The organism is Pseudomonas sp. OV226 (genome assembly GCF_003148705.1).
In the GTDB taxonomy this organism is placed as follows: domain Bacteria; phylum Pseudomonadota; class Gammaproteobacteria; order Pseudomonadales; family Pseudomonadaceae; genus Aquipseudomonas.
On record NZ_QGGS01000036.1, the window covers coordinates 33,661 to 41,070 of the forward strand.

A 7,410-nucleotide genomic window follows, 5' to 3' on the forward strand; every position below is an offset into this window, starting at 1 on the left:
CCCCGCAGTGATTGAACACAAACAGCAAAGCGTTAGAGGGCGGGTTTGGCAAAATTCGTTTAGACGTTTTTTCTATTGAAACGCGGCGTTTTATGGCTTCGGGTATGCGCGACCAGACATTGCGTCAGGTTTTCAGGCCACTGCGCGTGGCGCCGAAGGCCGCAGCAAGCGTTCGATGGCGCCGCTCACCAGGTTTTCCAGCATTTCATCGCGCTCATGGTCATTCAGCGGATGTTGCATCAGCCAACCGGGGGCACTGTTGAGCAAGTTGGCGATGGCGTGCGCTGTGGCACGTTGCGCCTGTTCGCCGACCCGGGTTTTGCTGCCGAGCATCAGCAGCAACCGATGTTCGTATTGTTCGCGCAATTGCCGGACTCGCGCCTGTTGCTCGTCATTGAGGCAACCGCTGTCTCGTTCCGCCAGGCGAAAATGCCAGGGCATTTCCCGGTGCAAATTCAAATGCGCGCGGATCAGCAGCTGCAGCTTGTCGCGTTTCGCCGAGCCCTTTTGATCGAGGCGGTCCAGGGTCGACAGCAGCTCTTCGTAGAACTCTTCGATCAAGTCGAGCAGCAAGTGCTGCTTGCTCGGGTAATGGTGGTACAACGAGCCCGGGGAGAGCCCCAGGCACGTCGCCAGCTCACGCATGCCGACCTGACCGAAACCCTTGCTGGCGAACAACTCCAGCACGGTGTCCCGGTATTCGGCAAAGCGCGAGCAACGCTCAGGCATAGGCATGGAAGCCACGTCCTGTCTTGCGCCCCAGATAGCCGGCGGCAACCATTTCCTTGAGCAACGGAGCAGGGCGGTATTTGCTGTCGTTAAAGCCGTCGTAGAAGGCTTCCATGATGGCCAGCAGCGTATCCAGACCGATCAGGTCCGCCAGGGCCAGCGGGCCGATTGGCTGGTTGCAGCCCAGGCGCATGCCGGCGTCGATATCCTCGGCACTGGCCAGGCCTTCCTGAAGCACCAGAACGGCTTCGTTGATCATCGGCACCAGAATCCGGTTAACCACGAAACCCGGGCGGTTGCCGGCGGTGATCGCGGTTTTGCCCAGGGTGGTCGCCATGTCCAGGGCCAGCGCATGCGTGGCATCGCTGGTTTGCAGGCCGCGAATCACTTCAATCAGGCCCATCACCGGCACCGGGTTGAAGAAATGCAGGCCGATGAAGCGCTCAGGTTGGCTGACGCTGGCGGCCAGTTGAGTAATCGACAGCGACGACGTGTTGGAGGCAATCACGCACTCGGCACTGACCTGCGCGGCAATTTGTTGCAGCACGCGCAATTTCAAGTCGAGGTTTTCGGTGGCCGCTTCGATCACCAGTTGCGCGTTCTGCAGGCTGGCGTAATCGGTGCTGGTGCGAATCTTGTCGAGGGCGGCGAGTTTCTGCTCCTGGCTCAGCGTTTCCTTGGCGACCTGACGATCAAGGTTTTTGCCGACGGTCGCCAGGGCCTTTTGCAGGGCACTCTCGGAGATATCGATCAGGGTCACGTTGAAACCGGCCAGCGCACAGACCTGCGCAATCCCGTTGCCCATGGTGCCCGCGCCGATCACCCCAATGTTTTGCAGATTCATGTTCCCGTCCTTACGGTCAAACCTTGCGATACCTTGGCCGTTGCTACGGTCGAAGGCGTACTATTGGCCGCGAGTCTAGAACCGGCAGGTCGGTTGTCCTATGCCGCAACTGTTCAACGGTGCTGGTGTTTTTTGCCATTTCAAGTGATAGGGAGCGAAACGTTCACATGCGGGAAAAGGACTCGGTCGCGGTTTATTTCGTGCAGGCAATGATCCATGCGCTGGCGCAGCATCCACAGCGCCTGAACGCAGCGTTGGAACAGGCCGGTATCGACCCGGCGTTGATGGATCAGCCTACGGCGCGGGTGCCGGCCAGCGCGTTTGCCGCGCTGTGGCTGATTCAGATCCGTGAGTTGGACGACGAGTTTTTCCGCCTCGACTCCCATGGCATGCCGCCGGGCAGTTTCGCCTTGATCTGTCGCGCCTTGATTCAGGAACCCGACCTGCACAAAGCCATGCGCCAGTGCCTGGCCAATTTCGCCCTGTTCCTGCGCGACTTTCGTGGCACGCTGACCGTGCGCGGCAAGCGCGCGATCATCAGCCTCGACACCCACGCGCAAAACGACGACGTCAGCCGTTTTGGCGAAGAGACGTTCCTGGTGCTGATGATCAGCCTGTTGTGCTGGCTGGGCGGGCGGCGCATCCCCATCGACCGCGCGGACTTTCGTCACGAGCGCGTGTCCCTCAGCGACGACCGTTTATTGTGGGGCCCCAACCTGACCTTCGGCGCCGAGCGCACCGAAATCGAATTCGCCAGCCACTACCTGCGCCTGCCGGTGGTGCAGGACCTGGCTTCACTCAAAGTCTTTCTGCGCACGGCCCCGCAATGGCTGGTGATCCGTTTCCGCAACCAGCATGGCCTTGCCTCGCAAGTCCACCAGCGCCTGCGCAACAGCCATTACAGCCAATGGCCGACCTTGCAGGCCTTCGCCCTCGAACAACACCTGAGCCCCAGCACCTTTCGCCGCAAACTGGAGCGCGAAGGGTGCTCGTATCAAGAGATCAAGGATGAAGTGCGCCGTGGCGTTGCCTTCGAGCAGTTGCGTGAGAGCCGCGCGAGCATCAGCGACATCGCCGAACAGCTGGGCTTTCAGGAACCGAGCGCGTTCCATCGGGCGTTCAAGAAATGGACGGGGGAGAGTCCGGGGCGGTATCGGGCGCGGTTTCAGGTGGCACTGGACTGATCAGCCATCTTGCTTAGAGAGGAGGGTTGCCTGGCTATGAGTCAGCCCAAGGAAAGCGCTGAAGAATATAGCGTGGTTTGCTGGAACCGATTCGCCTGGCACTCAACCTGATGTCGTACGTCTTATAAAGGTTTAGATTCACCGCGCCGGGATCAGGGATCTGTCTTGGAATGCCTCCGTAAATAACCAAACCATCGGCGGTTCTGAATTCGAATGCCCGCTTGCCCGGGAGCGCCCCAATAAATTCTCCGGTGAACGTCTCAGTTGTTTCCTTGATGTTATCCAGACTTAATCGAGCTTTGCTTTGGCGGACCTGTTCACTGTCGACGAACTGAAATTGCCTGGTGAGCGTCGTCAGCGAACAGCAAGCATCGTAGCTGGACAGTTTTCCCAAAAAATCCGCGACGCTCGACAGGGCTCTATCGGCCAATCTTGACACCGGTTCGGAAAGCTCTTCATCACTTTTGGTCGTCGCTTCGAGTAACTCTGTCATCAGGTCGATGGCTTGTGAAACCGAAGTGGCAGCCTCCATTTCCAGTGGTGTCGAAGCCGGCACTTCCTCCAATTCGAAACCAAAGGAGCCTAGCGCCGTTCCCGTAATGAGTAACTGATTGTTCGACCGGTTTGGAAGCGGACCTTTGTCGGCAAGCGTGCCGGAAATTGACGCTGCAATGGTGGCGATTGCTTCGCTGAACGCTTGTGTAGCTGCCGTGCCAAATTCGGCCAGAACACCATGTGCACCCAAAACAGGTGCTCCACGATACGTAATGATGACCTTCGCCGGTTGGTGCGTGTGCTGACTATTTGCCTCGAGAGATGATTTTGCTTCTGCAATTCGCGAGTGAATGGACATAGTCGATAATTTGCTGAGACCAGGTTTGGCTAGCTGCTTCTCCAGGAAAAGAAGCTCTGCCGATAGGTGCAGGTATTCGTTCCTATTCATGCTCAAACTCCAGTTTTCGAGCTGTCAGCATTACCGATGCCGCACGATCTTCCCGAGGGGCAAGATCAACCCGAAGAAATCCTTTCCATTGTTTAGACCTTCGATGGGCCCACATGCTGTACCAGTACGATGTCATTTCTACCAGACGCTCAGGGGCATCACGGAGTGATTGGATGTAAAAATCAACTTTGTACTGCTGTTTCAAGAACGACTGAGCCTCGCGTGTTGCCCCTAACAATCTTAGTTGACCGGGTTGTAGAGCATCATAGAACTCGTCACCTGCAAACGTGAAGGTGACGACATCGATGTCCCTGGGAGCGCGCTGATCAGTCAGCTCGATGTGCTCTGCAAAACTACCATTCAACCATTGGAACCCTTGCTCCATGCCCATCCGGTGCAGCTCAGCGCGGTGCGAGAGATAGCCATCCAGAATTTGACATCGATCCTTACTGATTGCGAAGCGCTCTATGAAGGCCAGCAGATCAATCTCGTAGGGAGACCTGTCCATGCCGGCGGGGTTAAGTTCATTGATGGGCGGGAGTAGTCCCTCCGGGTTCCATTCAGGTATCAATGCTGGCTTCCTTGCTCAGTGATCTGAAAACCGCTAGATCCTCGTCCTGGTGTGTGTTCGGGTCAAGAAAACAAACGTTACAGTAGATTCGTGCCGGGCTCATTGCTCGGCTGAAGTACCATGGCAGCCTGTTTGCCCTCTGCGAGCCCGCCCTAATGCCTGCGGCACTTAACCGCCTCACCACCTTACTCGACCAGGCCCGACGCGCTCTGCTGCTGGTCTGGGGCACCTCTCGCGGTCTATTCCTGGGCCTGGTCCTCGCCACCCTGATCGCCGGCGTACTCCCGGCGCTGGCCGCATGGCTGGGGCAGCGCATTGTCGATGCGGTGGTCCACGCGATGCAGTTGCATGCGCAGCAGGGCAGTGCGCCGTTATGGCCGGTGGTGCGTTATGTACTGATGGAGGCGGGGGTGTTGGCGTTGTTGTCGGCGACTCAACGGGCATTGTCGGTTCAGCAGTCGCTGTTACGCGTGCAGTTGGGGCAGAAGGTCAACACGATGATTCTGGAGAAAGCCCAGACGTTGTCGTTGGTGCAGTTCGAGAACTCCGAGTTTTACGACAAGCTGGTACGGGTGCGGCGCGAGGCTTCGACGCGGCCGCTGGCGCTGGTGATGAAGTCGTTGGGGCTGATCCAGAACCTGATTGTGCTGATCAGCTTTGGCGTGTTGCTGGTGCACTTTTCACCGTGGGCGCTGGTGCTGTTGGTGGTGGGTGCATTACCGGTGTTCTTCGCCGAAGCGCATTTTTCCGGGGATGCTTTTCGGCTGTTCACGCGTCGGGCGCCCGAGAGTCGGCAGCAGACTTACATTGAGACGCTGCTCTCCCACGAGGGCTATATCAAAGAGGTCAAACTGTTCGGCTTCGCGCCGCTGTTGTTGCAGCGTTACCGCGACACGTTTGCCCGTCTCTACGCCGAAGACCGTCGCTTGACGTTGCGTCGTGATAGCTGGGGATTTGTCCTCGGCCTGCTCGGTACAGCGGCGTTTTACCTGGCCTATGCGTGGGTGGTGGTCGATGCCGTTCACGGCAACATCAGCCTGGGGCAAATGACCATGTACCTGGTGTTGTTCAAACAGGGGCAAACCGCGGTCAGCAGCAGTTTGAGCGCCATCAGCGGTCTGTATGAAGACGGTCTGTACCTGTCCAGCCTTTATGAATACCAGGCCGAACCGGTGGTTGCCGATTCCGGGTATCTCACCGAGGGCGCCGTGCCCGGCGATGGTCTGCGTTTCGAGAGCGTCGGCTTCCGTTATCCGGGGGCGAGTCGTGCGGCGCTGGAAGGCATCGACCTGCACCTGGTTCCTGGGCGCAGTCTGGCGCTGGTGGGGGAGAACGGGTCGGGCAAGACTACGCTGATCAAATTGCTGACCCGCCTGTATCGGCCCGATCAGGGCCGAATCCTGCTCGACGGCAGCGACTTGCAGGCATGGAAAGAGGACGCGCTGCGCCAGCGCATCGGGGTGATTTTTCAGGATTACATCCGCTACCAATTCTCGGTCGGCGAAAACATCGGCGTCGGCGACACGCTGGCGTTCAACGATGAACAGCGCTGGCAAGACGCAGCGGCGCAGGGCATGGCCGCGCCGTTCATCGAGCGTCTGGATCGAGGGTATGCCACGCAGTTGGGACGCTGGTTTGCCGGTGGGCAGGAGCTGTCCGGCGGGCAGTGGCAAAAGATCGCGCTATCGCGCGCCTACATGCGTCGCGACGCCGACATCCTGATACTCGACGAGCCGACATCAGCCCTCGACCCGGCAGCGGAAGCGGCGGTGTTCGAGCATTTCAGCGAGCACACCGAAGACCGGATGACGTTGCTGATTTCCCACCGGTTTTCCAGCGTGCGTAACGCCGATCACATCATCGTGCTGGACCAGGGGACCATCCTCGAACGTGGCGATCACGACACGCTGGTGAACGCCGGTGGGCGCTACGCGCAGCTATTCAACCTGCAAGCCCGGGGTTACCGCTAGGCCCGGCCACTTGCGTTGGTTTGGTTTTCATCAAGCGCTCGATGGCCTGGCGATACAGCGTACCGCCCAGACTCATGCTGTTGTTGTGCGTCCCGCCGGGTACCAGCAGCAGGCGCTTGGGTTCATTGGCGGCGTTGAACAATTGCTGGCTGAAGCGCGACGGCATGAACGCATCGGCCAGGCCATGGACCACCAGCAGCGGCATGTTGATGTCGACAATCTTGTCGATGGAATCGAATTTCTGCGACACCAGCCAACGCACCGGCAGCCAGTTCACCGGCAGGTTGCTGTCGGCCACTTGGGCCACGGCATCGCCCAGCGAAGTGAACGTGGACTCGATCACCAGGCCGCGCACCGGCACCTCGGCGTGTTGTTTTTTTGCTTGTGCGGCCAGGTCTGCCGCGAGGTCTATGGCCACTGCGCCGCCCAGGGAGTGGCCGTAGATCAGGCGCTTATTGGCGTCTGGTTGCATCTGGGTGAAACGCTCCCAGGCAACGCGGGCGTCTTCGTAGACACTGGCTTCCGACGGTAAATCACCTTTGCTCTGGCCAAATCCACGGTAATCGATGGCCAGCACTGAATAGCCCATGGCGCGCAATTGCTCGATGCGGAACGCCTGGCCCGTAAGGTTCCAGCGCACTCCGTGCAGGTAGAGGATCGACGGTGCATCACGGCGTGCGGCCGGCCACCACCACGCATGCAGGTTTTGCCCGGCCTTGAAACTGGCGGGTTTGATGTCGAACTCCTGGACATCGCTCGGCAAGCCGCGATACCAGCCTGCCGTGCCCGGTTCGATGCGAAACAACAGCTCGCGCTCTTTGTACTTGAGCACGCCGCAACTCACTGGCAGGCCAACGATCACTAGGGCCATGCACAGCAGCGGCAGCCAGCGTCGGCGAAAGCGATTCATCAAACTCGACAACATGCGGCGTCCGGAAAGTGGGCAGGAAAGGACGGTTTTTAACAGATGCATGCCGGGGGTGGGAACAATTTCGACGGTCGTAGGAAACTGGGTGGTGAATTATAGCGCCACAACGCGGGGCAAGCCCGGCTCCTACAGTGTTCACAAAACCACTAATGAAATGGCTACCCCCGCTGCCCCCTGTGATCGCCCACTAAGCTTTCACAGGGGGCTCATCGGAGATCATTGCCATGAACAACGTAGCTAT

Annotated in this window: 7 protein-coding genes; 2 read left to right on the forward strand and 5 right to left on the reverse strand. The window is 58.9% G+C overall.

Annotated elements, in window-relative coordinates:
• Window positions 1-132: 132 nt before the first annotated feature.
• Entirely contained in the window at window positions 133-735 is a 603-nt protein-coding gene (locus C7534_RS31145) for a TetR/AcrR family transcriptional regulator (protein ID WP_077430408.1), read from the reverse strand.
• Window positions 722-1,573, reverse strand: a complete 852-nt coding sequence (locus C7534_RS31150) for a 3-hydroxybutyryl-CoA dehydrogenase (RefSeq protein WP_077430407.1) — start codon at window positions 1,571-1,573, stop codon at window positions 722-724. Before C7534_RS31150 ends, C7534_RS31145 begins: the two co-directional genes overlap by 14 nt.
• A gap of 167 nt (window positions 1,574-1,740) precedes the next feature.
• On the opposite strand from C7534_RS31150, the gene C7534_RS31155 reads away from it, so the two are divergent.
• Window positions 1,741-2,757, forward strand: coding sequence for an AraC family transcriptional regulator (locus C7534_RS31155; protein WP_109788143.1), 1,017 nt, complete (start codon window positions 1,741-1,743; stop codon window positions 2,755-2,757).
• Between the two features lie 34 nt (window positions 2,758-2,791).
• On the opposite strand, the gene C7534_RS31160 is transcribed toward C7534_RS31155, so the two are convergent.
• Window positions 2,792-3,700, reverse strand: a complete 909-nt coding sequence (locus tag C7534_RS31160) for a hypothetical protein (RefSeq protein WP_109788144.1) — start codon at window positions 3,698-3,700, stop codon at window positions 2,792-2,794.
• Complete coding sequence (locus C7534_RS31165; protein ID WP_109788145.1) at window positions 3,693-4,271, reverse strand: DUF6932 family protein; 579 nt, start codon at window positions 4,269-4,271, stop codon at window positions 3,693-3,695. Before C7534_RS31165 ends, C7534_RS31160 begins: the two co-directional genes overlap by 8 nt.
• A 155-nt stretch (window positions 4,272-4,426) precedes the next feature.
• On the opposite strand from C7534_RS31165, the gene C7534_RS31170 reads away from it, so the two are divergent.
• Complete coding sequence (locus C7534_RS31170; protein ID WP_109788146.1) at window positions 4,427-6,241, forward strand: ABC transporter ATP-binding protein; 1,815 nt, start codon at window positions 4,427-4,429, stop codon at window positions 6,239-6,241.
• Here C7534_RS31170 and C7534_RS31175 read toward each other — a convergent pair.
• Complete coding sequence (locus tag C7534_RS31175) at window positions 6,213-7,166, reverse strand: alpha/beta hydrolase (RefSeq protein WP_109788147.1); 954 nt, start codon at window positions 7,164-7,166, stop codon at window positions 6,213-6,215. The two genes, C7534_RS31170 and C7534_RS31175, sit on opposite strands and share 29 nt — an antisense overlap.
• Window positions 7,167-7,410 lie beyond the last annotated feature (244 nt).

Coding starts and splice junctions, on each gene's coding strand:
- C7534_RS31160 (WP_109788144.1), bottom strand. CDS start 3,700: ATGAATAGGAACGAATACCTGCACCTATCGGCAGAGCTTCTTTTCCTG.
- C7534_RS31150 (WP_077430407.1), bottom strand. CDS start 1,573: ATGAATCTGCAAAACATTGGGGTGATCGGCGCGGGCACCATGGGCAAC.
- C7534_RS31170 (WP_109788146.1), top strand. CDS start 4,427: ATGCCTGCGGCACTTAACCGCCTCACCACCTTACTCGACCAGGCCCGA.
- C7534_RS31155 (WP_109788143.1), top strand. CDS start 1,741: ATGCGGGAAAAGGACTCGGTCGCGGTTTATTTCGTGCAGGCAATGATC.
- C7534_RS31145 (WP_077430408.1), bottom strand. CDS start 735: ATGCCTATGCCTGAGCGTTGCTCGCGCTTTGCCGAATACCGGGACACC.
- C7534_RS31175 (WP_109788147.1), bottom strand. CDS start 7,166: ATGTTGTCGAGTTTGATGAATCGCTTTCGCCGACGCTGGCTGCCGCTG.